Below are 25,082 nucleotides of genomic sequence, written 5' to 3' on the forward strand. Positions count from 1 at the left end.
ATGGAATTAGTATTGAAAGACGCGCAGAGCGCGCTGACTGTTTCCGAAACTACCTTCGGTCGTGATTTCAACGAAGCGCTGGTTCACCAGGTTGTTGTTGCTTACGCATCTGGCGCCCGCCAGGGTACTCGTGCGCAGAAAACTCGCGCCGAAGTAACCGGTTCAGGCAAAAAGCCATGGCGTCAAAAAGGCACCGGCCGTGCGCGTGCAGGTTCTGTAAAGAGCCCAATCTGGCGTTCAGGTGGTGTGACCTTTGCTGCGAAGCCGCAGGACCACAGTCAAAAAGTTAACAAAAAGATGTACCGCGGCGCGCTGAAAAGCATCCTGTCCGAACTGGTACGTCAAGATCGCCTGATCGTTGTCGAATCATTTGCTGTAGAAGCACCGAAAACCAAGCTGCTGGTACAGAAACTGAAAGACATGGCTCTGGAAGACGTGCTGATCATCACCGGTGAACTGGATGAGAATCTGTTCCTGGCTGCGCGCAACCTGTACAAGGTTGACGTACGTGATGCATCCGGTATCGACCCAGTTAGCCTGATCGCCTTCGACAAAGTCGTTATGACTGCTGATGCAGTTAAGCAAGTTGAGGAGATGCTGGCATGATCCGTGAAGAACGTCTGCTGAAAGTACTGCGCGCGCCGCACGTATCTGAAAAAGCATCTAGCGCGATGGAAAAAACCAATACCATCGTTCTCAAAGTTGCTAATGACGCGACCAAAGCAGAGATCGTTGCTGCTGTTGAGAAACTGTTCGAAGTAGAAGTTAAAGACGTAAACACCCTGGTAGTTAAGGGCAAAGTTAAGCGTCAAGGACAGCGTATCGGTCGTCGTAGCGACTGGAAAAAAGCTTACGTCACCCTGAAAGAAGGCCAGAATCTGGACTTCGCTGGCGGCGCTGAGTAAGTCGGAGGAGAAAGACAATGGCAGTTGTTAAATGTAAACCGACATCTCCGGGTCGTCGCCATGTAGTTAAAGTGGTAAACGCGGAGCTGCACAAGGGCAAACCATTTGCCCCGCTGGTAGAAAAAAACAGCAAATCCGGTGGCCGTAACAACAATGGTCGTATCACTACCCGTCATATCGGTGGTGGTCACAAGCAGGCTTATCGTATTGTTGACTTCAAACGCAACAAAGACGGTATCCCGGCAGTTGTTGAACGTCTTGAGTACGATCCGAACCGCTCTGCGAACATCGCACTGGTTCTGTACAAAGACGGCGAGCGCCGTTACATCCTGGCCCCTAAAGGCCTGAAAGCCGGCGACCAGATCCAATCTGGCGTTGATGCTGCGATTAAAGCAGGTAACACTCTGCCGATGCGTAACATCCCGGTGGGTTCAACCGTGCATAACGTAGAAATGAAACCAGGCAAAGGCGGTCAGATTGCTCGCTCAGCCGGTGCTTACGTGCAGATCGTTGCGCGTGAAGGTTCTTACGTTACCCTGCGTCTGCGTTCAGGTGAAATGCGTAAAGTCGAGTCTGACTGCCGCGCAACACTGGGCGAAGTCGGCAACGCTGAGCATATGCTGCGCGTTCTGGGTAAAGCTGGTGCAGCCCGTTGGCGTGGTGTTCGTCCTACCGTTCGTGGTACCGCGATGAACCCAGTTGATCACCCGCACGGTGGTGGTGAAGGTCGTAACTTTGGTAAGCACCCGGTAACTCCGTGGGGCGTTCAGACCAAAGGTAAGAAGACCCGTAGCAACAAGCGTACCGATAAGTTTATCGTACGTCGCCGTAGCAAATAATATTAGAGGATAAGCCATGCCACGTTCTCTCAAGAAAGGTCCTTTTATTGACCTGCACTTGCTGAAGAAGGTAGAGAAAGCGGTGGAAAGCGGTGACAAGAAGCCTTTGCGCACTTGGTCCCGTCGTTCAACGATCTTTCCTAACATGATCGGTTTGACCATCGCTGTCCATAATGGTCGTCAGCACGTTCCTGTCTTTGTTTCCGACGAAATGGTTGGTCACAAACTGGGTGAATTCGCGCCGACACGTACTTATCGCGGTCACGCGGCTGATAAAAAAGCCAAGAAGAAATAAGTAGGAGGAAGAGATGGAAACTTTAGCTCAACATCGCCACGCTCGTTCTTCTGCTCAGAAGGTTCGCCTTGTTGCTGACCTGATTCGCGGTAAGAAAGTGTCGCAGGCACTGGACATTTTGACCTACACCAATAAGAAAGCGGCTGTACTGGTCAAAAAAGTTCTGGAATCTGCCATTGCTAACGCCGAACACAACGATGGCGCTGATATCGACGATCTGAAAATCACGAAAATTTTCGTTGATGAAGGTCCGACCATGAAACGCATTATGCCGCGTGCCAAAGGTCGTGCAGATCGCATCCTGAAGCGCACCAGCCACATTACTGTGGTTGTGTCCGATCGCTGAGACTCTGGAGACTAGCAATGGGTCAGAAAGTACATCCTAATGGTATTCGCCTGGGTATTGTAAAACCATGGAACTCTACCTGGTTTGCGAACACCAAAGAATTCGCTGACAACCTGGACAGCGATTTTAAAGTACGTCAGTTTTTGACTAAAGAACTGGCTAAAGCATCTGTCTCTCGTATCGTTATCGAGCGTCCAGCGAAGAGCATCCGTGTGACTATTCACACCGCTCGTCCGGGCATCGTTATCGGTAAGAAAGGCGAAGATGTAGAAAAACTGCGCACGGTCGTCGCGAATATCGCTGGCGTTCCTGCACAGATTAATATCGCCGAAGTCCGCAAGCCGGAACTGGACGCGAAACTGGTAGCTGACAGCATCACTTCACAGCTGGAGCGTCGTGTGATGTTCCGTCGTGCTATGAAGCGTGCAGTTCAGAACGCCATGCGTCTTGGCGCGAAGGGTATTAAAGTCGAAGTTAGCGGCCGTCTGGGTGGCGCCGAGATCGCACGTACCGAATGGTATCGTGAAGGTCGCGTGCCATTGCACACACTGCGTGCTGACATTGACTACAACACCTCTGAAGCGCACACCACTTATGGTGTAATCGGCGTTAAGGTATGGATCTTCAAAGGTGAGATCCTGGGTGGTATGGCTGCTGTTGAACAACCGGAACCGGCTGCTCAACCTAAAAAGCAGCAGCGTAAAGGCCGTAAGTAAGGAGAGTCGCTGATGTTACAACCAAAGCGTACGAAATTCCGTAAAGTGCACAAAGGCCGTAACCGCGGTCTGGCTGCGGGTACGGATGTCAGCTTCGGTACTTTCGGTCTGAAAGCTGTTGGCCGTGGTCGTCTGACTGCTCGTCAGATCGAAGCAGCACGTCGTGCTATGACCCGTGCAGTTAAGCGTCAAGGTAAGATCTGGATCCGAGTATTCCCGGACAAACCGATCACCGAGAAGCCGCTGGAAGTGCGTATGGGTAAAGGTAAGGGTAACGTAGAGTATTGGGTTGCCCTGATCCAGCCTGGTAAAGTCCTGTATGAAATGGACGGCGTACCAGAAGAGCTGGCCCGTGAAGCATTCAAGCTGGCAGCAGCAAAACTGCCTATCAAAACCACCTTTGTAACTAAGACGGTGATGTAATGAAAGCAACTGAGCTGCGTGAAAAAAGCGTTGAAGAGCTGAACACTGAGCTGCTTAATCTGCTGCGTGAGCAATTTAACCTGCGCATGCAGGCAGCATCTGGCCAACTGCAGCAGACTCATCTGCTGAAACAGGTTCGCCGTGATGTTGCACGCGTTAAGACTTTACTGACTGAGAAGGCGGGTTCGTAATGACCGATAAAATCCGTACTCTGCAGGGTCGTGTAGTAAGTGACAAAATGCAGAAATCTGCAGTTGTTGCTATCGAACGTTTCGTGAAACACCCGATCTACGGCAAATTCATTAAACGTACGACCAAGCTGCACATCCATGACGAGAACAATGAATGTGGAATTGGTGACGTGGTAGAAATCCGCGAATGCCGTCCACTGTCCAAGACTAAATCCTGGACCCTGGTTCGCGTAATCGAGAAAGCTGTTCTGTAATAAGAATCGTTTTTTCTGAGGAAACCCTCTGCTTCGGCAGGGGGTTTTTTTTTGCCTGCGATTCGGGCTTGATCCATTTGTGCCCGTGGCAATACGGATTTGATGGTGCTCACAAATTCAGGGATTTGCAGGGATTAAGCTGCCTCTCTTCAGGCGAGGTGGCCTGAAAACGCCAGGCTATAAACGCCGGGGTTATCATAACTGTACAAGGAAATGTGCCGTGAAAATGGAGAGTCATGACCGCTTACGCCGGTCACTGTTAAAATTGCCACTGTTAGCTGCGTTACCTGCGATTAGCTCTGCCAAAAGCTTGCCGCTATTATCGGGTAACACACAACCACTACCCACAGGCAATAGCATGGAACGAACTCTGTTACTGAAGAATGCTGAATGTGTGGTCTGCATGGATGCTGACCGTCGGGAAATAGGTAACGCCTCTATTCTGATAAAAGGAAATAAGATCGTTGCAGTCGGGGAAGCACGCTCGTTACCTGATAGCGCGGATGAGATCATCGATCTGCGAGGACACATTGTCATCCCTGGCCTGATCAATACGCATCACCACATGTATCAGAGCCTGACCCGCGCTATTCCTGCAGTGCAAAACGGCGAGCTCTTTAACTGGCTGACCCACCTCTATCCACTGTGGCAGAATCTGACGCCTGAGATGATTCATATCTCAACACAGATCTCCATGGCCGAGTTAATGCTCTCCGGCTGCACCACCACCAGTGACCATCTCTACGTCTACCCGAATGGCTGTAAGCTTGACGACAGTATTGAGGCTGCAGCCTTAATGGGCATGCGTTTCCATGCGAGCCGGGGCAGCATGAGCGTCGGTAAGTCCCTGGGTGGCTTACCACCCGATGCACTGGTAGAGGATGAAGCCGCCATTCTTAAAGATACGCAGCGTGTGATTGAGCGCTACCATGATGACAGCCACGGTTCGATGTTACGCATCGTGGTTGCGCCATGTTCGCCGTTTTCAGTCAGCCGTGAGCTGATGAAGCAATCCGCAGCGATGGCACGCAGCTTCAATGTCTCTATGCATACCCATCTGGCGGAGAACGACAGCGATATCCGTTATAGCCGTGAAAAATTCAATATGACGCCAGCACAGTATGTTGAAGACCTCGGCTGGGTAGGACCGGATGTCTGGCATGCACACTGCGTCAAACTGGATCAGCATGGCATAGAACTCTTTGCACGTACCGGTACCGGCGTCGCGCATTGTCCCTGCTCGAACATGCGTCTCGGTTCCGGTATTGCGCCGATACGCCATATGTGTGATGCCGGCGTACACGTGGGTATGGGTGTGGATGGCTCAGCCTCCAATGACAGCTCAGACATGATGGCCGAGGTTCGTCAGGCGATGCTGCTGCAACGCGTTGGCTTCGGCCCGAATGCGATGACGGCACGTCAGGCACTGGAACTGGCGACGCTGGGTGGAGCAAAGGTGCTAAACCGCGATGATGTGGGCACCATTGCGCCGGGCATGATGGCCGATCTGGCCATTTTTGACCTGAATCGAATTGGACTTGCCGGGGCAGGGCACGATCCTGTCGCCGCCCTGGTGTTCTGTAATCCGGGACAGGTTGCCTATAGCATCATTAACGGAAAAGTCCGGATACGGGACGGACAAGTGGCCGGAATTGAACTGCCAGCCGTGTTGCGTCAGCATAACCAACTGGCCAGGAAACTGGCTGGTTGAGTCAGAAGGGCACTTTATTTGGGAGGCGACGAAAAATAAGGCAGATTACATTTGCTACTGTTCGCACTATTCCCTAGAATACGCCCTCCCTGTCATCAGGGGAAATCAGCGGCTCGATTGAGAGCCGTTTATTTTTTCTACCCATCTGTGAGAACCGGTGTTACAATGCCGCGCCCTCAATTATGGGGCTTTCTAACGACCTGAGGTTTAGGTCCCGAAGTAGTAGTTGACATTAGCGGAGCACTAAAATGATCCAAGAACAGACTATGCTGAACGTCGCCGACAACTCCGGTGCACGTCGCGTAATGTGTATCAAGGTTCTGGGTGGCTCGCACCGTCGCTACGCAGGCGTCGGTGACATCATCAAAGTTACCATCAAGGAAGCAATTCCGCGTGGTAAAGTCAAAAAAGGTGATGTCCTGAAGGCGGTAGTGGTGCGCACCAGGAAGGGTGTTCGTCGCCCGGACGGTTCTGTCATTCGCTTCGATGGTAATGCATGCGTTATTCTGAACAATAACAGTGAGCAGCCTATCGGTACGCGTATTTTTGGGCCGGTAACTCGTGAACTTCGTACTGAAAAGTTCATGAAAATTATCTCTCTGGCACCAGAAGTACTCTAAGGAGCGAACAATGGCAGCTAAAATCCGTCGTAACGACGAAGTTATCGTGTTAACCGGTAAAGATAAAGGTAAGCGCGGTAAAGTTAAGAATGTCCTGTCTTCTGGTAAGGTCATCGTTGAAGGTATCAACCTGGTGAAGAAACATCAGAAGCCGGTTCCGGCTCTGAACCAACCAGGTGGCATCGTTGAAAAAGAAGCTGCTATTCAGGTTTCTAACGTTGCACTGTTCAACGCGGCAACTGGTAAGGCTGACCGTGTAGGCTTTAGATTCGAAGACGGCAAAAAAGTCCGTTTCTTCAAGTCTAACAGCGAAACTATCAAGTAATTTGGAGTAGTACGATGGCGAAACTGCATGATTACTACAAAGACGAAGTAGTCCAGAAACTCATGACAGAGTTTGGCTACAATTCTGTCATGCAAGTCCCTCGGGTCGAGAAGATCACCCTGAACATGGGTGTTGGTGAAGCGATCGCTGACAAGAAACTGCTGGATAACGCAGCAGCTGACCTGGCAGCAATCTCCGGTCAAAAACCGCTGGTCACCAAAGCACGCAAATCAGTTGCAGGCTTCAAAATCCGTCAGGGCTATCCGATCGGCTGTAAAGTAACTCTGCGTGGCGAGCGCATGTGGGAGTTCTTTGAGCGTCTGGTCACCATTGCTGTTCCACGTATCCGTGACTTCCGTGGCTTGTCCGCTAAGTCATTCGATGGTCGTGGCAACTACAGCATGGGTGTACGTGAGCAGATCATCTTCCCAGAAATCGACTACGACAAAGTCGATCGCGTTCGTGGTTTGGATATCACCATTACCACTACTGCGAAATCTGATGATGAAGGCCGTGCTCTGCTGGCTGCCTTTGACTTCCCGTTCCGTAAGTAAGGTAGGGTTACTTAATGGCTAAGCAATCTATGAAAGCACGCGAAGTTAAGCGTGCAAAATTAGCAGACAAATTCTTCGCTAAACGCGCTGAACTGAAAGCGATCATCTCTGATGTGAACGCTTCCGACGAAGATCGTTGGGATGCTGTTCTGAAGCTGCAGAGTCTGCCGCGTGATTCCAGCCCTTCGCGTCAGCGTAACCGCTGCCGTCAAACAGGTCGTCCGCACGGTTTCCTGCGGAAGTTTGGGTTGAGCCGTATCAAGGTCCGCGAAGCCGCCATGCGCGGTGAAATCCCGGGCCTGAAAAAGGCTAGCTGGTAATTGTCACCAATTGAATCACGGGAGTAACACAGATGAGCATGCAAGATCCGATCGCGGATATGCTGACCCGTATCCGTAACGGTCAGGCCGCAAACAAAGTTGCGGTCACCATGCCTTCCTCCAAGCTGAAATTGGCAATTGCCAACGTTCTGAAGGAAGAAGGATATATTGAAGATTTCAAAATCGAAGGCGACATCAAGCTGGAACTGGAACTTACTCTCAAGTATTTCCAGGGTAAAGCTGTTGTAGAAAGCATTCAGCGAGTAAGCCGTCCTGGTCTGCGCATCTATAAGAAAAAAGATGAGCTGCCAAAGGTAATGGCTGGTATGGGCATCGCTGTAGTTTCTACATCTAAAGGTGTCATGACTGATCGTGCAGCGCGCCAGGCAGGTCTTGGTGGCGAAATTATCTGCTACGTAGCGTAATCGGAGGATACATATGTCTCGTGTTGCTAAAGCACCTGTCGTTGTTCCTGCCGGCGTAGAGGTAAAACTCAACGGTCAGGTAATTTCGATTAAAGGTAAAAACGGCGAGCTGACTCGTACTATCAATGATGCTGTTGAAGTTAAGCATGCTGACAACGCTCTGACTTTCGCTCCGCGCGAAGGTTTCGTTGACGGCTGGGCGCAGGCGGGTACTTCTCGCGCGCTGCTGAACGCAATGGTAATCGGTGTTACCGAAGGCTTCACTAAGAAGCTGCAGCTGGTTGGTGTAGGTTATCGTGCAGCCGTTAAAGGCGACGTGGTTAACCTGTCTCTGGGCTTTTCTCATCCAGTCGATCACCAGCTGCCCGCGGGTATCACTGCAGAATGTCCAACTCAGACTGAGATCGTGCTGAAAGGCGCTGATAAACAGCTGATTGGTCAGGTTGCAGCGGACTTGCGCGCCTACCGTCGTCCTGAGCCTTATAAAGGCAAGGGTGTCCGTTACGCCGACGAAGTCGTGCGTACCAAAGAGGCTAAGAAGAAGTAAGGTAACACTATGGATAAGAAATCTGCTCGTATCCGTCGTGCGACCCGTGCACGTCGCAAGCTCAAAGAGCTGGGTGCTACTCGCCTGGTGGTACATCGTACCCCGCGTCATATTTACGCACAGGTAATCGCCCCGAACGGTTCCGAAGTTCTGGTCGCTGCTTCTACTGTAGAAAAAGCTATCACTGAACAACTGAAGTATACCGGTAATAAAGAAGCCGCAGCTGCAGTAGGTAAAGCTATCGCAGAACGCGCAATCGAAAAAGGCATCACTGGTGTTTCTTTCGACCGTTCCGGTTTCCAATATCATGGTCGCGTCCAGGCACTGGCAGATGCTGCCCGTGAAGCTGGCCTTCAGTTCTAAGGTAGAGGTCTAAGATGGCACACATCGAGAAACAAGCTGGCGAACTGCAGGAAAAACTGATCGCGGTAAACCGTGTTTCTAAAACTGTTAAAGGTGGTCGTATCTTCTCCTTCACAGCACTGACTGTGGTAGGCGATGGTAATGGTCGCGTAGGTTTTGGTTACGGTAAAGCGCGTGAAGTTCCAGCAGCGATCCAGAAAGCGATGGAGAAAGCCCGTCGCAACATGGTTAACGTCGCGCTGACCAACGGCACCCTGCAGCACCCAGTTAAAGGTGCACACACGGGTTCCCGCGTGTTCATGCAGCCGGCTTCAGAAGGTACCGGTATTATTGCCGGTGGTGCAATGCGCGCCGTTCTGGAAGTCGCTGGAGTTCATAACGTACTGGCAAAAGCCTATGGTTCTACTAACCCGATTAACGTGGTTCGTGCAACTATCGACGGCCTGGGCAATATGAAATCTCCGGAAATGGTCGCTGCTAAGCGTGGTAAATCCGTTGAAGAAATTCTGGGGTAATCACGATGGCTAAGACTATTAAAATCACTCAAACCCGTAGTTCAATCGGCCGCTTGCCTAAGCATAAAGCCACTCTGGTTGGCCTGGGTCTGCGTCGTATTGGCCACACCGTTGAGCGTGAAGACACGCCTGCAGTACGCGGTATGGTTAACGCGGTTTCCTATATGGTTAAAGTGGAGGAGTAAGAGATGCGTTTAAATACTCTGTCTCCGGCCGAAGGGTCTAAGCACGCTACCAAGCGTCTGGGTCGTGGTATCGGTTCTGGCCTCGGAAAAACCGGTGGTCGTGGTCACAAAGGTCAGAACTCACGTTCTGGCGGTGGCGTACGTCGCGGTTTCGAAGGTGGTCAGATGCCTCTGTACCGTCGTCTGCCGAAGTTCGGTTTCACCTCTCGCAAAGCAATGATCACCACAGAGATTCGTCTGTCTGATCTGGCGAAAGTTGAAGGCGGTATCGTCGACCTGAACGCGCTGAAAGCAGCCAACATTGTCGGTGTTCAGATTGAATTCGTTAAAGTAATTCTGTCTGGTGAAGTTTCTACACCGGTAACGGTTCGCGGTCTGCGTGTCACCAAAGGTGCACGTGCTGCAATCGAAGCTGCTGGCGGTAAAATCGAGGAATAAGTAGCAGATGGCTAAACAACCGGGATTAGATTTTCAAAGTGCCAAGGGTGGCTTTGGTGAGCTGAAACGCAGACTGCTGTTTGTAATCGGCGCACTCATTGTCTTCCGTATTGGCTCTTTTATTCCAATCCCTGGTATTGATGCCACTGTACTTGCCAAACTGCTTGAGCAACAGCGTGGCACCATCATTGAAATGTTTAACATGTTCTCTGGTGGTGCTCTGAGCCGTGCTTCTATTTTCGCACTGGGCATCATGCCGTATATTTCGGCATCGATTATCATCCAGTTATTAACGGTGGTTCATCCAGCGTTAGCGGAAATTAAGAAAGAAGGGGAGGCTGGCCGTCGTAAGATTAGCCAGTACACCCGATACGGTACGTTGGTATTGGCCATATTTCAGTCGATCGGTATTGCTACCGGTCTGCCGAATATGCCAGGGATGCAAGGCCTGGTAATGAATCCAGGCTTTGCTTTCTACTTTACCGCTGTTGTGAGTCTGGTCTCAGGAACGATGTTCCTGATGTGGCTGGGCGAACAGATTACTGAACGTGGTATCGGTAACGGTATTTCGATCATTATCTTCGCAGGTATCGTTGCGGGTCTCCCGCCGGCCATTGGCCATACCATCGAGCAAGCGCGGCAAGGCGACCTGCACTTCCTTCTGTTGCTGTTGGTTGCAGTACTCGTATTCGCAGTGACCTTCTTTGTTATCTTTGTTGAACGTGGTCAACGCCGCATTGTGGTGAACTACGCAAAACGTCAGCAGGGTCGTCGCGTTTACGCTGCACAGAGCACACATTTACCGTTGAAAGTGAACATGGCAGGCGTCATTCCAGCCATTTTTGCTTCCAGCATTATTCTGTTCCCGGCAACGATTGCATCGTGGTTTGGGGGCGGTACCGGTTGGAACTGGCTGACAACAATTTCGCTGTATTTGCAGCCAGGACAGCCGCTTTATGTGCTACTCTATGCGACTGCAATCATCTTCTTCTGTTTCTTCTATACGGCGTTGGTTTTCAACCCACGTGAAACAGCAGATAACCTGAAGAAGTCTGGTGCATTCGTACCGGGAATTCGTCCGGGAGAGCAAACGGCGAAGTATATTGATAAAGTAATGACGCGATTGACCTTAATCGGCGCTCTCTACATTACGTTTATCTGCCTTATCCCGGAGTTCATGCGTGATGCGATGAAGGTTCCCTTCTACTTTGGCGGTACTTCACTGCTTATCGTAGTTGTCGTCATCATGGACTTTATGGCTCAAGTGCAAACTCTGATGATGTCAAGTCAGTACGAGTCGGCACTGAAGAAAGCTAACCTGAAAGGCTACGGCCGTTAATTCAGTTGGTTGAGAAGTTACGGAGAGTAAAAATGAAAGTTCGTGCTTCCGTCAAGAGATTATGTCGTAACTGCAAAATCATTCGTCGCGACGGTGTCGTCCGTGTGATCTGCAGCGCCGAGCCAAAGCATAAACAGCGCCAAGGCTGATTTTGTCACATATTTTTCTTGCAAAGTCGGGTTGAGCTGGCTAGATTAGCCAGCCAATCTTTTGTATGTCAGTGCGTTTCCATTTGAGTATCCTGAAAACGGGCTTTTCAGCATGGGACGTGCTTGTTTAATTATAGGAGTGCATAGTGGCCCGTATAGCAGGCATTAACATTCCTGATCAAAAACATACCGTTATCGCATTAACTTCGATCTTCGGTATCGGTAAAACTCGTTCTAAAGCCATCTGCGCTTCAACGGGTATTGCTGAAAATGTTAAGATCAGTGAGCTGTCTGAAGAACAAATTGATCAGCTGCGTGATGCAGTTGCGAAATTCGTTGTAGAAGGTGATCTGCGCCGTGAAATCACCCTGAGCATCAAGCGTCTTATGGACCTTGGTTGCTACCGTGGTTTGCGCCATCGTCGTGGTCTTCCGGTTCGCGGTCAGCGTACTAAGACCAACGCACGTACCCGTAAGGGTCCGCGTAAACCGATCAAGAAATAATCGGGGTGAGTAAATAATGGCAAAGGCACCAGTTCGTGCACGTAAGCGTGTAAGAAAACAAGTCTCAGATGGCGTGGCTCATGTCCATGCTTCTTTTAACAACACCATCGTTACCATTACTGATCGTCAGGGTAACGCACTGGGTTGGGCAACCGCCGGTGGTTCCGGTTTCCGCGGTTCACGTAAATCCACTCCGTTTGCTGCTCAGGTCGCTGCAGAGCGCTGTGCAGAAGCGGTAAAAGATTACGGAATTAAGAACCTGGAAGTTATGGTAAAGGGTCCGGGTCCAGGTCGCGAATCTACGATTCGTGCTTTGAACGCCGCTGGTTTCCGCATCACTAATATTACTGATGTGACTCCGATCCCTCATAACGGTTGTCGTCCGCCGAAAAAACGTCGCGTATAACGCCCGTTTTTTTAGGATAGTTGGAGAAAGAAAATGGCAAGATATTTGGGTCCTAAGCTCAAGCTGAGCCGTCGTGAGGGCACTGACTTATTCCTTAAGTCTGGCGTTCGCGCGATTGATTCCAAGTGTAAGATTGAACAAGCCCCTGGTCAGCATGGTGCGCGTAAACCGCGTCTGTCTGATTACGGCGGTCAGTTACGTGAAAAGCAAAAAGTTCGTCGTATCTACGGCGTGCTGGAGCGTCAGTTCCGTAACTATTATAAAGAAGCAGCTCGTCTGAAAGGCAACACCGGTGAAAACCTGTTGGCTCTGCTGGAAGGTCGTCTGGACAACGTAGTTTATCGTATGGGCTTTGGTGCCACTCGTGCAGAAGCACGTCAGCTGGTTAGCCATAAGTCTGTTCTGGTAAATGGCCGCGTTGTTAACATCGCTTCTTATCAGGTATCTCCGAATGATGTCGTTAGCATCCGTGAGAAAGCCAAAAAGCAATCTCGCGTGAAGGCCGCTCTGGAGCTGGCTGAGCAGCGTGAAAAGCCAACCTGGCTGGAAGTTGATGCGACTAAGATGGAAGGTGTGTTCAAGCGTATTCCTGAACGTACTGATCTGTCTGCGGACATTAACGAACACCTGATCGTCGAGCTTTACTCCAAGTAAGGCTTAGTACCAAAGAGAGGACACAATGCAGGGTTCTGTGACAGAGTTTCTAAAACCGCGCCTGGTAGATATCGAGCAAGTGAGTTCGACGCACGCCAAGGTGACCCTTGAGCCTTTAGAGCGTGGCTTTGGCCATACTCTTGGTAACGCACTGCGCCGTATTCTGCTTTCATCCATGCCGGGTTGCGCGGTGACCGAGGTTGAAATTGATGGTGTACTTCATGAGTACAGCACCAAAGAGGGAGTACAGGAAGATATCCTGGAAATCCTGCTCAACCTGAAAGGGCTGGCGGTAAGAGTTCAGGGGAAAGATGAAGTTATTCTGACCTTGAATAAATCTGGCATTGGCCCTGTGACTGCAGCCGACATTACCCATGATGGTGATGTCGAAATCGTCAAGCCTCAGCATGTCATTTGCCATCTGACCGATGAGAACGCTGCTATCAGCATGCGTATCAAAGTTCAGCGTGGTCGTGGCTATGTGCCGGCTTCTGCCCGAATTCATTCGGAAGAAGATGAGCGCCCAATCGGCCGCCTGTTAGTTGACGCTTGCTACAGCCCTGTAGACCGTATCGCCTACAATGTTGAAGCAGCGCGTGTAGAGCAGCGCACCGACCTGGACAAGCTGGTCATCGAAATGGAAACCAACGGCACAATCGATCCTGAAGAGGCGATTCGTCGTGCGGCAACCATTCTGGCAGAACAACTTGAAGCTTTCGTTGACTTACGTGATGTACGTCAGCCGGAAGTTAAAGAAGAGAAACCAGAATTCGATCCGATCCTGCTGCGCCCTGTTGACGATCTGGAATTGACTGTCCGCTCTGCTAACTGCCTTAAGGCAGAAGCTATCCACTACATCGGTGATCTGGTACAGCGTACCGAGGTTGAGCTGCTTAAAACGCCTAACCTTGGTAAAAAATCTCTTACCGAGATTAAAGATGTGCTGGCTTCGCGTGGTCTTTCTCTGGGCATGCGCCTCGAGAACTGGCCGCCAGCAAGCATTGCTGATGAATAATCAGATCACAGGTTAAGGTTTCACTGAGAAGGATAAGGTCATGCGCCATCGTAAGAGTGGTCGTCAACTGAACCGCAACAGCAGCCATCGTCAGGCTATGTTCCGCAACATGGCCGGTTCTCTGGTTCGTCATGAGATCATCAAAACGACTCTGCCGAAAGCCAAAGAACTGCGTCGCGTAGTTGAGCCGCTGATTACTCTTGCCAAGACCGACAGCGTAGCTAATCGTCGTCTGGCATTCGCCCGTACTCGTGATAACGAGATCGTGGCAAAACTGTTTAATGAGCTGGGCCCGCGTTTCGCGAGCCGTGCCGGTGGTTACACTCGTATTCTGAAGTGTGGCTTCCGTGCTGGTGACAACGCTCCGATGGCTTACATCGAGCTGGTTGATCGTCCAGAAGCTCAAGCAGAAGCAGCCGCAGAGTAATCTGTAGCAACGTAAAAAACCCGCTTCGGCGGGTTTTTTATTGCCTGAAATTTACTACCTTAGAACTTACTCTTTTCATGTTCAAAGGAGCCAACTATGTGGCTGGTTGATGAACTTGCTGAACAGCACATTAAAGCGGCGCTGGAAAAAGGCGAGCTGAGTAATCTTCCCGGCTCTGGTAAGCCGCTGCAGCTGGATGATGACAGTCATGTTCCGCCTGAGTTAAGAGCGGGCTACCGTTTACTGAAAAATTCGGGCTTTCTGCCGCCGGAGCTTGAGCTCAGACGTGAAGCCATGGAAGTTAACGATCTTATTCGCAACCTCGATCCTGCGGATCAAAATTATCAGGATCATTGCCATCGGCTTCAGGTGCTGGAGCTAAGATTACGCCAGGCGGGTATCAGTACCGATTTTCTCCATGGCAGTTATTCCACTGCTATTCAGCATCGTTTCCGCGAGGAGGAGTAAATGTTTCGCATCGGTCAGTTAGCTAAGCTTGCGGAGGTGACGCCAGACACTATCCGTTTTTATGAAAAGCAGCAGATGATGGATCATGATGGTCGGACGGAAGGTGGTTTTCGCCTTTACAGCGAGGGCGATCTTCAGCGTCTGAAATTTATTCGTTATGGTCGTAAACTGGGTTTCAGTCTGGAAGCGATCAGAGAGCTACTTTCGATCCGGGTTGATCCTGCGCACCACACCTGTCAGGAATCAAAAGCGATCGTTGAAAAACGGCTGAGCGAAGTTGCTCAGATGATCGCAGAATTAGAAACGATGCAGCGTTCTCTGCGACACCTTTCCGATGCCTGTTGTGGTGACAGTCACAGTAGCATTTCGTGCTCAATTCTTGAGGCGCTGGAGCGGGGAGAGGCTTCGAGCAAATAAGCATATTGTTATTTTGCTGCAAAGGAATAGAGTATCAGACCATCTCAACAGGAGGCGTCATGAGTAAATATCAGCACACCAAAGGGCAAATCCGCGATAACGCGATTCAGGCTCTGTTACATGACCCGCTATTTCGGCAACGCATCGAGCAGAAGCAAAAGGGTAAAGGTAGTTTTAAGCGGAAAGAGAAACATGGCAAGGGGACTGGATGGGAGGGCAGTGATAAGAAAGCGTCTTATCACTGCCCTTCTGCTTTTACGGTTAAAAAAACCGCCTGTGCGGCGGCTTATTAACTAGACCCGGGTATTCTGCTGTTTCAGCAGATCGCGGATTTCAGTCAGCAGAACTTCTTCGTTTGACGGTTTAGCCACTGACTTCTCTACTTCCTTTTTCTTGTACAGACGATTCATTAACTTGATCGCCATAAAGATTGCGAAAGCGATGATGACAAAATCGAAGATGGTCTGAAGGAAGATACCGTACTGCATTACAACGGCTGGAGCATCACCAACTGCAGGCTTAAGTACCCAGGCGAATGATTTAAAATCGACACCACCAATCAGTAAGCCTAAAGGCGGCATAATGATGTTGGCGACTAACGATGAAACAATTTTACCGAATGCAGCACCGATGATGACACCAACGGCTAAATCCATCACATTGCCGCGCATTGCGAAATCGCGAAACTCTTTGATTAAACTCATACTTATCTCCTTGCCCAAGCCAATGCCATAAAGTCTAACAAACCCTACTGGTTTTGCCATCAACACAGCGAATTAAGCGGCAGTTTTGCATTCCCTGTGCTCTGTTCGCCTGTAAACGCGGCATTTACAGGAAAAATGGACTCGGCTGGAAGAGACGTTCCACATCTGATACAAACTTCTTGTCGGTCAGGAACATGATGACATGATCACCTTGTTCAATTCGCAGGTTATCATTGGCAATCATCACATCGTCTCCACGAACCACTGCGCCAATAATGGTGCCTGGCGGTAGTTTGATATCATCAATGGAGCGGCCGACCACGCGTGAAGTTGATTCGTCTCCGTGGGCTATCGCTTCGATCGCTTCTGCAATACCGCGTCGTAGCGATGAAACGCCCACGATATCCGCTTTGCGCACATGACCAAGCAGGGCAGAAATCGTGGCCTGCTGAGGTGAAATAGCGATATCGATAACGCTGCCTTGTACCAGATCGACGTAGGCGCGGCGCTGAATCAGCACCATAACCTTCTTCGCCCCCATCTTTTTTGCCAGCATGGCTGACATAATATTGGCTTCATCATCGTTGGTGACGGCGATAAAGAGATCAACCTGATCAACATGTTCTTCAGCGAGAAGTTCCTGATCTGACGCATCGCCATAAAAGACGACTGTGTCGTGAAGATGCTCTGCCAGTTCTGCTGCGCGCTGGGGGTTACGTTCAATCAGCTTCACGCTGTAATTTTTCTCAAGTTTTTGTGCCAGGCCGAAACCGATATTACCGCCACCTACCAGCATAATCCGTTTATAAGGTTTCTCCAGCCGCTGCATTTCACTCATTACCGCACGAATGTTCTGACTGGCTGCAATGAAAAAGACTTCATCACCCGCTTCTACGATGGTTGAACCCTGCGGGCGAATGGGGCGATCCTGACGAAATATAGCGGCTACGCGGGTATCAATGTGTGGCATATGCTCACGCATGATCGATAGCGGATTTCCCACCAGTGGCCCGCCATAATAAGCTTTCACCACGGCGAGGCTGACTTTGCCTTCAGCAAAGTTAACGACCTGCAATGCGCCAGGATACTGGATTAAACGATAGATATTGTCGATCACCAGCTGTTCAGGCGAGATCAGGTGATCGATAGGCACCGCTTCAGGAATAAATAACTTGTCCGCATCACGCAGATAGTCGGCTGCGCGAATACGGGCGATGCGATTCGGCGTATTGAAAAGCGAATAAGCAATCTGACAGGCAATCATGTTGGTTTCATCGGAGTTGGTTACGGCAACCAGCATGTCGGCATCTTCTGCACCCGCCTCACGTAAAATGCGTGGATGAGAACCATGACCCTGCACGACGCGAAGATCGAACTTATCCTGCAGGTGACGCAGGCGTGAAGAGTCGGTATCAACCACCGTGATATCGTTGTTTTCACCCACCAGATTTTCTGCCAGGGTTCCGCCAACCTGTCCTGCGCCCAGAATGATTATTTTCATCGCTTATCAATACTCATTTCAGTTTGTACCCGATTTTTTTATCAGCTTAGCGTAGAAGAAACCATCTCCGCCCTCGGCTTCCGGGAATACCTGTAAGCCGTTCGCGGGCGCATCTCTGAGGGGCTCTGCCTGCGCATCATGCTGGCGCTGCAGGAAAGCATCTATCTGCTGATGATTCTCTTCAGGCAGGATGGAGCAGGTGGCATAAATCAGTGTACCGCCAGGTTTCAGGTGCGGCCAGATAGCATCAAGAATTTCACCCTGAAGCTTTGCCAGCTCGGCGATATCCCGATCGCGACGCAGCCACTTAATATCAGGATGGCGTCGGATCACACCGGTAGCAGAGCAGGGCGCATCCAGCAGAATACGGTCAAACTGACGAACGCCGCACCACTGTTGCGGCGTTCGTCCATCACCCTGTTTCACGTCTGCTTTCATACCCAGTCGTTGCAGATTCTCATTTACGCGTTTAAGACGCTGCGCATCCACGTCGACGGCCATAACTTCGGCCTGAGGCGCGATTTCAAGGATATGGGTCGTTTTACCGCCGGGCGCAGCGCATAAATCCAGAATCTGTTCGCCGTTTTGGGGCTCAAGCAGCAAGGCACAGCGCTGAGCAGATAAATCCTGCACGGTAACCCAACCCTGATCAAAGCCTGGTAGCTGGCTGACCGGGGCAGGGGCGTCAAGCCGCAGCGCATCCGGCACATCGACATCAGGCTGAGCATTCCTGCCGCTTTCGGCCAGCATAGCCAGCCACGTGTCACGATCGTGGTGCTGGCGATTAACCCGCAGCCACATCGGCGGACGCAGATTATTTGCTTCGACAATCTGTTGCCATTGTTCCGGCCAGGCATGCTGTAAACGCTTTAGAAGCCATCCGGGATGCAGATAGCGTTGCGGGCCATCCTGAACAGTGGCGAGCAGCTCTTCCCGCTGACGCTGAAACTGGCGTAATACGCCATTTAATAAGCCTTTCATACTGGTGCGCTTCAGTACTTCGGCGCCCGCGACGGTTTCTGCCAGTGCGGCATGGGCAGGCACACGGGTATACTCCAGCTGATAAAGCCCGACCATGATCAGATAGTGCAGAACCCGCTGTTTGCCGGTAAGTGGACGCTCCATCAGTTTGCCAATCAGCGCTTCCAGCTGCGGTAATGTGCGCAATACGCCAAAACAGATCTCCTGCACTAATGCGCTATCTTTGTCAGAGAGCTTTTTCTGGGCGGCTGGCAGTGCCGTATTCAGGGATTCGCCCTTGTCGACCACACGCTCAATAAGTTGAGCTGAGAGGCTACGCAGGTTGATAGATTTAGTCATAGGGTTTTGTCATCAAACAAAAGGCCCGGTGAGGGACCGGGCCTGAGAGTCAGTCCAGAAGGGTTCCAGGTTCAAACCATTCCCGGCGCGAGTTGAGAAGATCCTGAGCCGACATCGGTTTTTTACCGGCGGGCTGCAACTGGAGCAGGTTCAGTACGCCCTGAGCCGTTGCCACCTGGATGCCATGCTTGTCAGCATGGATAATTTCACCAGGCGCACGATCGCAGTGGGGCAGAACGCTTGCCTGCCAGACTTTAACCGGCTGATCTTCAATGGTGAAAAAGCTCATCGGCCACGGGTTAAAAGCGCGAATACAACGCTCAAGCTGTTCTGCAGAGAGTGTCCAGTCAAGACGTGCCTCCTCTTTACTGAGTTTCTCAGCATAGTTGGCCAGCGTTTCATCCTGTTTTTCAGGTGAAGCCTGCTGAGTGGTCAGTAATGTCAGCGTATCCAGCAGCCCCTGTGGGCCAAGCTGTGCCAGCTTGTCATACAGCGTGGCACTGGTATCCTGGGCAGTAATCGGACAGGCCAGCTTATGCAGCATATCGCCGGTATCCAGTCCCACGTCCATCTGCATGATGGTCACGCCGGTTTCGCTGTCGCCAGCCCAGAGCGCACGTTGAATAGGCGCAGCTCCGCGCCAGCGTGGCAGCAGTGAGCCATGGACATTGATGCATCCCAGACGTGGCATATCAAGCACGGCCTTGGGCAGAATTAATCCGTAGGCTACAACCACCATCACATCGGCCTTGAGGTCAGCAACCAGTTGCTGATTTTCTTCAGGTCGCAGTGACTTAGGCTGATAAACCGGAATGTCATGTGCCATCGCCAGCGTTTTGACCGGGCCTGGCGTTAATTTGTTACCGCGACCAGCAGGACGGTCGGGTTGGGTGAATACGGCGATAACCTGATGTTCAGAAGCAAGCAGCGCGTCAAGATGACGCGCTGCAAAGTCAGGTGTGCCAGCAAAGATGATTTTTAGCGGGGCAGACACGTTTATCCCTTATTAAGATCTCAGGAAGCCTGCGCGTTCTGACGCGCCAGTTTCTCTAATTTATTTTTGATCCGTTGCCGCTTTAAAGGCGACAGATAATCGATAAACAGTTTGCCTTCCAGATGATCGATCTCATGCTGGATACAGATGGCCAGTAACTCGCTGGCTTCCAGTTCGAAACTTTTACCCTCGCGATCCAGTGCACGGACCTTTACCCGCTCGGCACGCGGAACAAATGCGCGCTGTTCCGGAATAGAGAGGCAACCCTCTTCAATGCCGGTTTCACCACTTTTTTCCAGCAGCTCAGGGTTAATCAGCACTAAACGCTCTTCACGACTTTCAGAGACGTCAATCACGATAATGCGCTGATGAATATCGACCTGCGTAGCCGCAAGACCGATACCTTCTTCGGCATACATCGTCTCGAACATATCATCAACGATACGCTGAATGTCTGCGTTAACTTCTTTAACGGGCGCAGCAACTTTGCGAAGACGCTCGTCAGGGAAATGTAATACCTGCAAAACTGACATAAATATCCAGATCTGTATTCGGTTAAGAAAAGATTACTACCTTATATTGTAGACTTTTCGAGGCCTGATTGACAGCATTCTGCGGCAGGAAGCAAGGGCGATCAGGGAGCTGAAGATGGACAAAATAGCGCAGTCTGTACGGCTGGCCGCCGTCACTGGAATGACAGGAAAACGCTGGGTTGATGTGGCGCAGCAAATAGGTGCCGGACAGGCAGACAGGGAGCAGCTTATCCGGCTTGGCTTAGATGAGAGCCAGTGCCAGCAATATGATGATTTTAATGAAAATAATCTCACAGAAGTCTATTCCTGGCTGGCTCAGAGTCCGGCTCATCATCTGGTAACTGCTCTGGACGCGGCCTATCCTGCCCGTCTTAAAGAAACCAACCGCTTTCCGCCGCTGCTCTATATTGATGGCGATCCTGCGCTTATCAGCACACCACAGTTAGCGGTGGTGGGCAGCCGAAACTGTTCACACTATGGCCGCTACTGGTGCGACTGGTTTACCCAGCACTTAAGCCTCAGCGGTCTGACCATTACCAGCGGACTGGCAAGGGGTATTGATGGTGTTGCGCATCAGGCAGCACTCAACGTAGGCGGTAAAACGGTGGCCGTGTTAGGTAGTGGTTTGCAGCGGCTCTATCCCAGCAATCATGCCCATCTTGCCGCAGAGATCGTTGAACAGGGTGGAGCGGTGGTTTCTGAGTTTCCGCTGACGACCCTGCCGCATCCGCTTAATTTTCCGCGCCGTAATCGTATTATCAGCGGCCTGAGCCATGGGGTGCTGGTGGTAGAAGCCTCGCTGAAGAGTGGTTCCCTGGTAACGGCGCGGTATGGGCTGGAGCAAAATCGTAATGTCTATGCCTTACCTGGCGCGCTCGGTAACCCGTTAAGCGAAGGCGTAAACTGGCTGATTCAGCAGGGGGCGCTGCTGGTGGCCCATCCCCATAACATCGTGGAAGATCTGGCAAGTGCACTTAACTGGCTGCCGATGACACCGGCCGGTGAAATTTATTCTGAGGTGAGTGACGATGCTCCATTGCCATTTGCTGATGTGTTGGCTAACGTAGGTGATGATGTTACACCTGTTGACGTTGTCGCTGAACGTGCCGGCCAATCTGTGCCAGTTATCTCAGCTCAGTTGCTGGAACTGGAGTTAGCAGGATGGATCGCAGCTGTACCCGGCGGCTATGTCCGATTGAGGAGGGCATGCCATGTTCGACGTACTGATGTATTTGTTTGAGACATATATCCACAACGAAGCAGAAATGGGTGTTGATCAGGACAGATTGACAGACGACCTGACGGATGCCGGGTTCCATCGTGAAGATATTTACAGTGCGCTGAACTGGTTAGAAAGATTGGCTGACTATCAGGAAGGACTGGTTGCGCCAATTTTACTGACAAATGATCCGCTCTCCATGCGTATTTATACCGATGAAGAGAGCAAACGTTTAGATGCTGACAGCCGTGGTTTCCTGCTGTTCCTGGAGCAGATTCAGGTGCTGAACCTGGAAACGCGTGAAATGGTCATCGAACGCATTATGGCGCTGGATACCTCTGAGTTTGACCTGGAGGATCTCAAATGGGTGGTACTGATGGTGTTGTTCAACATTCCCGGATGTGAAAATGCCTATCAGCAGATGGAAGAACTGCTATTCGACGCCAATGAAGGTATGCTGCATTAAATTTCCTTTCATGCATTGATCGCTATGAGTAAAGCTGCACTCTTCACCGTGCGTAAACAGGATCCCTGCCCCGCTTGCGGGGCAGAACTGGTTATCCGCTCCGGTAAACACGGTCCTTTTCTGGGCTGCGCGAACTACCCGGCATGCGACTACATTCGACCCTTAAAGGGTCAGGCCGATGGTCATGTGGTCAAAGTGCTGGAAGGCCACGCCTGTCCCGAATGCGGTGCGGATAAAGTGTTGCGGCAGGGGCGATTTGGCATGTTCATTGGCTGTAGCCTCTATCCGGAATGCGGATACACCGAAACCATCGACAAACCGGATGAAACCTCGCTGGCCTGTCCACAGTGCCATGAAGGCCGGTTAGTTCAGCGGCGCTCCCGTTACGGCAAAACGTTTCACTCCTGCGATCGCTATCCAGCCTGCCAGTTTGTTGTGAATCTGACACCCGTTGCCGGAATCTGTCCTTATTGCCAGTATCCGCTATTAGTTGAAAAAAAGACGGCCCAAGGGATCAAACGCTTTTGCGCCAGTAAAAGTTGTGGCAAAGCCATTGCTGAAGAGAATTCATAGACCATGGAAAATCAACACCTCGCCGATTCACTTGAAACCTGCCTAGAGCAGCTGAATCGACAGGCGGTCATCGCCTATCCTACTGAAGCCGTATTTGGTCTGGGCTGTGACCCTGACAGTGAATCTGCCGTCATGGCTTTACTGGCGCTGAAACAGCGTCCGGTAGAAAAGGGGCTTATCCTGATTGCGGCTGATTACACCCAGCTGGAACCTTACATCTCCGCTCGGGAACTGTCTGTGATCCAGCGTGAGCGGATGTTTGCATGCTGGCCCGGCCCGGTGACCTTTGTCGTACCCGTTCCGCCACAAACGCCTCGCTGGCTTACCGGACAGTTTGATTCACTGGCCATTCGCGTCAGTGACCATCCTGATGTGCAGGCCCTTTGCCGCGCATTTGGTAAACCGCTGGTCTCAACCAGTGCAAATCTGTCAGGCCTGCCTCCCTGCCGAACGGCTGAAGAAGTGAAGCAGCAGTTTGGTGAGCAGTTCCCGGTTCTGTCGGGAAAAACAGGTGGGCGGCTCAATCCCTCTGAAATCCGCGATGTCATCAGCGGCGAACTTATACGTCAGGGCTAATTCATGGATCAATTCGCCGTTTTCGGTAATCCGATCAACCACAGTAAATCTCCGCTGATCCATCAGGCTTTTGCTGAACAGACGGGCGTTGAACATCGCTATGGTCGGATTTGTGCCCCGATTGATGGTTTTCCTCAGGCGCTCTCTGCCTTTTTCGAACAGGGAGGTCGTGGTGCCAACGTGACGTTACCTTTTAAACAGCAGGCATGGGAATTTGCCGATCAGCTCAGCGAACGTGCAGCCCTGTCCGGCGCGGTAAACACGGTGAAAAAACTCAGCGATGGGCAGATTCTGGGTGACAACACGGATGGTATCGGGCTGTTAAGCGATCTTGAACGGCTGAAGATGATCAACGCTGGTGACAAGGTTTTGCTGGTGGGGGCGGGCGGTGCTGCACGTGGGGTCATTCTGCCGCTTCTCTCAGCAGGCGTGACACTCACTGTTGTTAACCGTACCGCCGCGCGGGCGGAAGAGCTGGCTGGCCTGTTTGCAGCGAGCGGCACTATCCGCGCATGTGGTTTTGAACAGCTGGCAGATCAGCACTTTGATCTGATCATTAATGCGACCTCAAGCGGTGTGAATGGCGAAACCCCTCCTTTACCTGCAGCAGTCATTCATGCTGATGTGCGCTGTTATGACATGTTTTATCAAAGCGGGCTGACGCCTTTCCTGCGCTGGTGTCAGGCGCAGGGCACGGCTCATCTGGCAGATGGTTTGGGCATGCTGGTGGGGCAGGCTGCTCATGCCTTCTATCTGTGGCACGGTGTGATGCCGGAAATCGCGCCGGTGATTACTCAGCTTAAACAGTCCATGCAGCCATGAATCAGGCGATACAGTTTCCTGATGATGAAACCTATAATGCTGAACTGAACGCGGTCTGTTTCCCGGTGCTGGTCAACGGCATGCGGCTGACCTGTGCAATCAGCGGGAAGTCGCTGGCTTCACGTTTTGGTGAAGGGGAGGCGATGGCGCTGTTTCAGCACCATCGCTGGGATCTGGAAGATGAGGCTGAAGCGGCTATCCGTCAGGATAATATTGATGCTCAGGGCTGGATCTGGTTATCTCCCGCCAGGTAATCATCTTTCCAGGCGACATAATTATTAGCGGAATAGCGTAAACCTTCCTTCTCATTGTCATTCAGCGGCCTGATCTGCCTGACCGGACTACCCAGATAGAGATAGCCGCTCTCCAGTCTTTTACCTGGCGGCACCAGACTTCCGGCACCAATCATCACCTCTTCTTCTACTATTACGCCATCAAGCAGAATCGATCCCATTCCGACCAGCACGCGATCGCCAATGGTACAGCCGTGCAACATCGCTTTATGCCCGACCGTGACATCCTCGCCAATAATAAGAGGGAAGCCTTGCGGGTTAGACGCTGATTTATGCGTAACGTGCAGAACGCTGCCGTCCTGTACATTAGTACGGGCACCAATGCGGACCTGATTCACATCACCCCTGATCGCAACCAGCGGCCAGATGCTCACGTCGTCCCCCATTATGACATCACCGACCACAACACTGCTTGGATCGACCATAACGCGCTGGCCAGTTTGCGGGAAAAGGTCTTTATATGGACGTAGGGCGGAAGCCATCATGTTCTCCTTTGTTCTGTTTTCAATGCAGCCTGATGCGATTTCAGGCAGCTGACAAGCCAATTCTGGCCTGGATCGCTGGCGATCTCATCAATCTGGATCATTTATAACCGTTCAGATAAAAGATCCAAAAAAAGGGTTGTGCTCTGAAACGGGATCCCTATAATGCGCCTCCATCGACACGGAACACCGGCAACGGGAAGCGGGTTGAGAGGCACAGGAGACTGCGCCGCCGGAGAAAAACTTCTG

Annotated in this window: 42 protein-coding genes; 36 read left to right on the plus strand and 6 right to left on the minus strand. The window is 51.3% G+C overall.

What is annotated here, in order from left to right; genetic code table 11:
- From rplD to AFL22_RS21990, 30 genes are all read left to right on the plus strand, one after another.
- Complete coding sequence (gene rplD, locus AFL22_RS21850) at positions 1 to 606, plus strand: 50S ribosomal protein L4 (RefSeq protein WP_003850711.1); 606 nt, start codon at positions 1 to 3, stop codon at positions 604 to 606.
- Positions 603 to 905, plus strand: coding sequence for a 50S ribosomal protein L23 (gene rplW, locus AFL22_RS21855; RefSeq protein WP_003850708.1), 303 nt, complete (start codon positions 603 to 605; stop codon positions 903 to 905). Before rplD ends, rplW begins: the two co-directional genes overlap by 4 nt.
- Positions 906 to 922: 17 nt before the next feature.
- A complete protein-coding gene (gene rplB, locus AFL22_RS21860; protein ID WP_008927137.1) occupies positions 923 to 1,744 on the plus strand; it encodes a 50S ribosomal protein L2 in 822 nt (273 codons plus the stop codon).
- A gap of 16 nt (positions 1,745 to 1,760) precedes the next feature.
- On the plus strand, positions 1,761 to 2,039 hold the full coding sequence (gene rpsS / locus AFL22_RS21865; RefSeq protein ID WP_001138115.1) for a 30S ribosomal protein S19: 279 nt from the start codon (positions 1,761 to 1,763) through the stop codon (positions 2,037 to 2,039).
- A 13-nt stretch (positions 2,040 to 2,052) separates the two neighbouring features.
- Positions 2,053 to 2,385 (plus strand): 50S ribosomal protein L22, encoded by a 333-nt coding sequence (gene rplV, locus AFL22_RS21870; protein ID WP_008927136.1) that lies wholly within the window; start codon positions 2,053 to 2,055, stop codon positions 2,383 to 2,385.
- Between the two features lie 17 nt (positions 2,386 to 2,402).
- Positions 2,403 to 3,101: a 30S ribosomal protein S3 gene (rpsC, locus tag AFL22_RS21875; protein WP_009087585.1), complete on the plus strand. Its 699-nt coding sequence runs from the start codon at positions 2,403 to 2,405 to the stop codon at positions 3,099 to 3,101.
- Positions 3,102 to 3,113: 12 nt separating this feature from the next.
- Positions 3,114 to 3,524 (plus strand): 50S ribosomal protein L16, encoded by a 411-nt coding sequence (gene rplP / locus AFL22_RS21880; RefSeq protein WP_008927134.1) that lies wholly within the window; start codon positions 3,114 to 3,116, stop codon positions 3,522 to 3,524.
- Complete coding sequence (rpmC, locus tag AFL22_RS21885; protein WP_003850146.1) at positions 3,524 to 3,715, plus strand: 50S ribosomal protein L29; 192 nt, start codon at positions 3,524 to 3,526, stop codon at positions 3,713 to 3,715. The genes rplP and rpmC overlap by 1 nt, the downstream gene beginning before the upstream one ends.
- Positions 3,715 to 3,969: a 30S ribosomal protein S17 gene (gene rpsQ / locus AFL22_RS21890; protein WP_003850147.1), complete on the plus strand. Its 255-nt coding sequence runs from the start codon at positions 3,715 to 3,717 to the stop codon at positions 3,967 to 3,969. Before rpmC ends, rpsQ begins: the two co-directional genes overlap by 1 nt.
- Positions 3,970 to 4,327: 358 nt before the next feature.
- The gene (locus AFL22_RS21895; RefSeq protein ID WP_052272165.1) at positions 4,328 to 5,680 is read left to right on the plus strand and encodes an 8-oxoguanine deaminase; all 1,353 of its coding nucleotides are present in this window, start codon (positions 4,328 to 4,330) and stop codon (positions 5,678 to 5,680) included.
- 248 nt (positions 5,681 to 5,928) lie between these two features.
- Complete coding sequence (gene rplN, locus AFL22_RS21900) at positions 5,929 to 6,300, plus strand: 50S ribosomal protein L14 (RefSeq protein WP_006120590.1); 372 nt, start codon at positions 5,929 to 5,931, stop codon at positions 6,298 to 6,300.
- 10 nt (positions 6,301 to 6,310) lie between these two features.
- Positions 6,311 to 6,625 (plus strand): 50S ribosomal protein L24, encoded by a 315-nt coding sequence (rplX, locus tag AFL22_RS21905; protein ID WP_003850150.1) that lies wholly within the window; start codon positions 6,311 to 6,313, stop codon positions 6,623 to 6,625.
- 14 nt (positions 6,626 to 6,639) lie between these two features.
- Complete coding sequence (gene rplE / locus AFL22_RS21910) at positions 6,640 to 7,179, plus strand: 50S ribosomal protein L5 (RefSeq protein ID WP_003850155.1); 540 nt, start codon at positions 6,640 to 6,642, stop codon at positions 7,177 to 7,179.
- 14 nt (positions 7,180 to 7,193) lie between these two features.
- Positions 7,194 to 7,499 (plus strand): 30S ribosomal protein S14, encoded by a 306-nt coding sequence (gene rpsN, locus AFL22_RS21915; protein WP_008927132.1) that lies wholly within the window; start codon positions 7,194 to 7,196, stop codon positions 7,497 to 7,499.
- A 32-nt stretch (positions 7,500 to 7,531) separates the two neighbouring features.
- The gene (gene rpsH / locus AFL22_RS21920; RefSeq protein ID WP_003850158.1) at positions 7,532 to 7,924 is read left to right on the plus strand and encodes a 30S ribosomal protein S8; all 393 of its coding nucleotides are present in this window, start codon (positions 7,532 to 7,534) and stop codon (positions 7,922 to 7,924) included.
- A gap of 13 nt (positions 7,925 to 7,937) precedes the next feature.
- Positions 7,938 to 8,471, plus strand: coding sequence for a 50S ribosomal protein L6 (gene rplF, locus AFL22_RS21925; RefSeq protein WP_003850161.1), 534 nt, complete (start codon positions 7,938 to 7,940; stop codon positions 8,469 to 8,471).
- A gap of 9 nt (positions 8,472 to 8,480) precedes the next feature.
- Entirely contained in the window at positions 8,481 to 8,834 is a 354-nt protein-coding gene (rplR, locus tag AFL22_RS21930) for a 50S ribosomal protein L18 (RefSeq protein WP_003850163.1), read from the plus strand.
- A 14-nt stretch (positions 8,835 to 8,848) separates the two neighbouring features.
- The gene (gene rpsE / locus AFL22_RS21935; protein ID WP_003850164.1) at positions 8,849 to 9,349 is read left to right on the plus strand and encodes a 30S ribosomal protein S5; all 501 of its coding nucleotides are present in this window, start codon (positions 8,849 to 8,851) and stop codon (positions 9,347 to 9,349) included.
- A gap of 5 nt (positions 9,350 to 9,354) precedes the next feature.
- Positions 9,355 to 9,534, plus strand: a complete 180-nt coding sequence (gene rpmD / locus AFL22_RS21940; RefSeq protein WP_003850166.1) for a 50S ribosomal protein L30 — start codon at positions 9,355 to 9,357, stop codon at positions 9,532 to 9,534.
- Between the two features lie 3 nt (positions 9,535 to 9,537).
- Positions 9,538 to 9,972, plus strand: coding sequence for a 50S ribosomal protein L15 (rplO, locus tag AFL22_RS21945; RefSeq protein ID WP_003850168.1), 435 nt, complete (start codon positions 9,538 to 9,540; stop codon positions 9,970 to 9,972).
- A 7-nt stretch (positions 9,973 to 9,979) separates the two neighbouring features.
- Positions 9,980 to 11,311: a preprotein translocase subunit SecY gene (gene secY, locus AFL22_RS21950; protein ID WP_003850175.1), complete on the plus strand. Its 1,332-nt coding sequence runs from the start codon at positions 9,980 to 9,982 to the stop codon at positions 11,309 to 11,311.
- A gap of 32 nt (positions 11,312 to 11,343) precedes the next feature.
- Positions 11,344 to 11,460, plus strand: a complete 117-nt coding sequence (gene rpmJ / locus AFL22_RS23680) for a 50S ribosomal protein L36 (protein ID WP_010252805.1) — start codon at positions 11,344 to 11,346, stop codon at positions 11,458 to 11,460.
- Positions 11,461 to 11,606: 146 nt separating this feature from the next.
- The gene (gene rpsM / locus AFL22_RS21955) at positions 11,607 to 11,963 is read left to right on the plus strand and encodes a 30S ribosomal protein S13 (protein WP_003850176.1); all 357 of its coding nucleotides are present in this window, start codon (positions 11,607 to 11,609) and stop codon (positions 11,961 to 11,963) included.
- 16 nt (positions 11,964 to 11,979) lie between these two features.
- On the plus strand, positions 11,980 to 12,369 hold the full coding sequence (gene rpsK / locus AFL22_RS21960) for a 30S ribosomal protein S11 (protein WP_004160563.1): 390 nt from the start codon (positions 11,980 to 11,982) through the stop codon (positions 12,367 to 12,369).
- Between the two features lie 33 nt (positions 12,370 to 12,402).
- Complete coding sequence (gene rpsD, locus AFL22_RS21965) at positions 12,403 to 13,023, plus strand: 30S ribosomal protein S4 (protein WP_008927131.1); 621 nt, start codon at positions 12,403 to 12,405, stop codon at positions 13,021 to 13,023.
- 25 nt (positions 13,024 to 13,048) lie between these two features.
- Positions 13,049 to 14,038, plus strand: coding sequence for a DNA-directed RNA polymerase subunit alpha (gene rpoA, locus AFL22_RS21970; protein ID WP_003850179.1), 990 nt, complete (start codon positions 13,049 to 13,051; stop codon positions 14,036 to 14,038).
- Positions 14,039 to 14,078: 40 nt separating this feature from the next.
- Positions 14,079 to 14,465, plus strand: coding sequence for a 50S ribosomal protein L17 (gene rplQ / locus AFL22_RS21975; protein ID WP_003850180.1), 387 nt, complete (start codon positions 14,079 to 14,081; stop codon positions 14,463 to 14,465).
- Positions 14,466 to 14,561: 96 nt separating this feature from the next.
- On the plus strand, positions 14,562 to 14,933 hold the full coding sequence (locus tag AFL22_RS21980; RefSeq protein WP_052272166.1) for a DUF1992 domain-containing protein: 372 nt from the start codon (positions 14,562 to 14,564) through the stop codon (positions 14,931 to 14,933).
- On the plus strand, positions 14,934 to 15,350 hold the full coding sequence (gene zntR / locus AFL22_RS21985; protein ID WP_010252765.1) for a Zn(2+)-responsive transcriptional regulator: 417 nt from the start codon (positions 14,934 to 14,936) through the stop codon (positions 15,348 to 15,350).
- Between the two features lie 59 nt (positions 15,351 to 15,409).
- Positions 15,410 to 15,643 (plus strand): alternative ribosome-rescue factor A, encoded by a 234-nt coding sequence (locus AFL22_RS21990; protein WP_010252762.1) that lies wholly within the window; start codon positions 15,410 to 15,412, stop codon positions 15,641 to 15,643.
- Here the strand turns inward: AFL22_RS21990 and mscL are convergent, their stop codons facing one another.
- From mscL to def, 5 genes are all read right to left on the minus strand, one after another.
- On the minus strand, positions 15,644 to 16,054 hold the full coding sequence (gene mscL / locus AFL22_RS21995; RefSeq protein WP_052272167.1) for a large-conductance mechanosensitive channel protein MscL: 411 nt from the start codon (positions 16,052 to 16,054) through the stop codon (positions 15,644 to 15,646).
- A 124-nt stretch (positions 16,055 to 16,178) separates the two neighbouring features.
- A complete protein-coding gene (gene trkA / locus AFL22_RS22000; RefSeq protein WP_010252756.1) occupies positions 16,179 to 17,555 on the minus strand; it encodes a Trk system potassium transporter TrkA in 1,377 nt (458 codons plus the stop codon).
- Positions 17,556 to 17,573: 18 nt separating this feature from the next.
- On the minus strand, positions 17,574 to 18,875 hold the full coding sequence (rsmB, locus tag AFL22_RS22005) for a 16S rRNA (cytosine(967)-C(5))-methyltransferase RsmB (protein ID WP_052272168.1): 1,302 nt from the start codon (positions 18,873 to 18,875) through the stop codon (positions 17,574 to 17,576).
- A 49-nt stretch (positions 18,876 to 18,924) separates the two neighbouring features.
- The gene (gene fmt / locus AFL22_RS22010; protein WP_010252750.1) at positions 18,925 to 19,869 is read right to left on the minus strand and encodes a methionyl-tRNA formyltransferase; all 945 of its coding nucleotides are present in this window, start codon (positions 19,867 to 19,869) and stop codon (positions 18,925 to 18,927) included.
- 20 nt (positions 19,870 to 19,889) lie between these two features.
- Positions 19,890 to 20,402, minus strand: a complete 513-nt coding sequence (gene def, locus AFL22_RS22015) for a peptide deformylase (RefSeq protein WP_010252747.1) — start codon at positions 20,400 to 20,402, stop codon at positions 19,890 to 19,892.
- Positions 20,403 to 20,517: 115 nt separating this feature from the next.
- Between def and dprA the strand changes: the two genes are divergently transcribed.
- The 6 genes from dprA to AFL22_RS22045 are packed head-to-tail and all read left to right on the plus strand — an operon-like array spanning position 20,518 to position 24,312.
- On the plus strand, positions 20,518 to 21,642 hold the full coding sequence (gene dprA / locus AFL22_RS22020) for a DNA-protecting protein DprA (RefSeq protein ID WP_033772964.1): 1,125 nt from the start codon (positions 20,518 to 20,520) through the stop codon (positions 21,640 to 21,642).
- Positions 21,614 to 22,087 carry a DUF494 family protein Smg gene (gene smg / locus AFL22_RS22025; protein WP_010252741.1) on the plus strand — a complete coding sequence of 158 codons (474 nt, stop codon included), beginning with the start codon at positions 21,614 to 21,616 and terminating at the stop codon, positions 22,085 to 22,087. The genes dprA and smg overlap by 29 nt, the downstream gene beginning before the upstream one ends.
- 24 nt (positions 22,088 to 22,111) lie before the next feature.
- A complete protein-coding gene (locus AFL22_RS22030) occupies positions 22,112 to 22,660 on the plus strand; it encodes a type I DNA topoisomerase (protein WP_010252738.1) in 549 nt (182 codons plus the stop codon).
- Positions 22,661 to 22,663: 3 nt separating this feature from the next.
- On the plus strand, positions 22,664 to 23,236 hold the full coding sequence (tsaC, locus tag AFL22_RS22035) for an L-threonylcarbamoyladenylate synthase type 1 TsaC (RefSeq protein WP_010252735.1): 573 nt from the start codon (positions 22,664 to 22,666) through the stop codon (positions 23,234 to 23,236).
- A gap of 3 nt (positions 23,237 to 23,239) precedes the next feature.
- Entirely contained in the window at positions 23,240 to 24,058 is an 819-nt protein-coding gene (aroE, locus tag AFL22_RS22040; protein ID WP_052272169.1) for a shikimate dehydrogenase, read from the plus strand.
- Positions 24,055 to 24,312, plus strand: coding sequence for a DUF1488 domain-containing protein (locus AFL22_RS22045; protein ID WP_033772956.1), 258 nt, complete (start codon positions 24,055 to 24,057; stop codon positions 24,310 to 24,312). The genes aroE and AFL22_RS22045 overlap by 4 nt, the downstream gene beginning before the upstream one ends.
- Here AFL22_RS22045 and AFL22_RS22050 read toward each other — a convergent pair.
- Positions 24,279 to 24,833 carry a gamma carbonic anhydrase family protein gene (locus tag AFL22_RS22050; protein ID WP_022625145.1) on the minus strand — a complete coding sequence of 185 codons (555 nt, stop codon included), beginning with the start codon at positions 24,831 to 24,833 and terminating at the stop codon, positions 24,279 to 24,281. The genes AFL22_RS22045 and AFL22_RS22050 overlap by 34 nt on opposite strands.
- Positions 24,834 to 25,082: the final 249 nt, after the last annotated feature.

This window comes from Pantoea sp. CFSAN033090 (assembly GCF_001264395.1).
In the GTDB taxonomy this organism is placed as follows: domain Bacteria; phylum Pseudomonadota; class Gammaproteobacteria; order Enterobacterales; family Enterobacteriaceae; genus Pantoea; species Pantoea agglomerans.